This is a genomic window from Mesorhizobium sp. M7A.F.Ca.CA.004.04.2.1 (assembly GCF_004022825.1).
In the GTDB taxonomy this organism is placed as follows: Bacteria; Pseudomonadota; Alphaproteobacteria; order Rhizobiales; family Rhizobiaceae; genus Mesorhizobium.
The window spans coordinates 1-909 of sequence record NZ_RZPH01001514.1; the positions used below are offsets into that span (position 1 = coordinate 1).

The window sequence follows — 909 nt, forward strand, 5'->3', positions numbered from 1 at the left end:
GATACATGCGTTCAGCCACATCGAAGGCGCCACCATTGCGTCCAATTGCGATGTCGGGCCATACGCGCGACTGCGGCCGGGTGCTGATCTCCGGGACAAGGCCAAGGTCGGCAATTTCTGCGAGGTCAAGCAGGCGGTTATCGAAGAGGGCGCCAAGGTCAACCATTTGACCTATATCGGCGATGCCCGCGTCGGCGCGGGAGCCAATATCGGCGCCGGCACCATCACCTGCAATTATGACGGCTATTCGAAATTCTTCACGGACATCGGCGAGGGCGCGTTCATTGGCTCTAATTCGTCGCTGGTGGCACCTGTCACCATCGGCAAGGGCGGCTACATTGCCTCGGGCAGCGTGATCACCGAAAGCGTGCCCGACGATGCGCTGGCCTTCGGCCGTGCTCGCCAGAAGACGATCCCGGGCAAGGGCAAGGAATTGCGCGAACGCTTTGCTTCGGCCGCGGCTGCGAAGAAAAAGTAAGACCAGCCCGCAAAAAACCGAACGATTGCAGTAACCGGATTGCAAGAGCGGTCTGTCATGGTGCATCGACAAGAATGAGCGTTCCGTTACACGGGACGAAATGCAATGTGACTTTCGCGGCAGGCCGGCCATCCCTAAATAGCGCTGGTTTTCCACGGGGACTCGGGGGCTGTCTGCATGTGCGGTATCGTTGGAATCGTCGGCCACTCGCAGGTTGCGCCGCTCATCGTCGACGCGCTGAAGCGGTTGGAATATCGCGGCTATGACGCGGCCGGCGTCGCCACCATCGAGCACGGCCAGCTTGCTCGCCGCCGGGCCGAAGGCAAGCTGATCAACCTCGAGCGCCGGCTCAAGGACGAGCCGCTCGACGGTACGATCGGCATCGGTGACACACGCTGGGCGACACACGGCGTGCCCAACGAGACCAATGC

The 909-nt window shown here is 61.4% G+C and carries 1 protein-coding gene and 1 pseudogene; both read left to right on the forward strand.

Annotated features, from left to right (window positions below; all coding sequences use genetic code 11):
- A partial coding sequence (locus EN893_RS35800; protein ID WP_281062535.1) for a DapH/DapD/GlmU-related protein occupies positions 1–478 on the forward strand: 478 nt, incomplete at its 5' end.
- A 177-nt stretch (positions 479–655) separates the two neighbouring features.
- Positions 656–909, forward strand: a pseudogene (locus EN893_RS35805) (glutamine--fructose-6-phosphate aminotransferase); the annotation flags it as partial.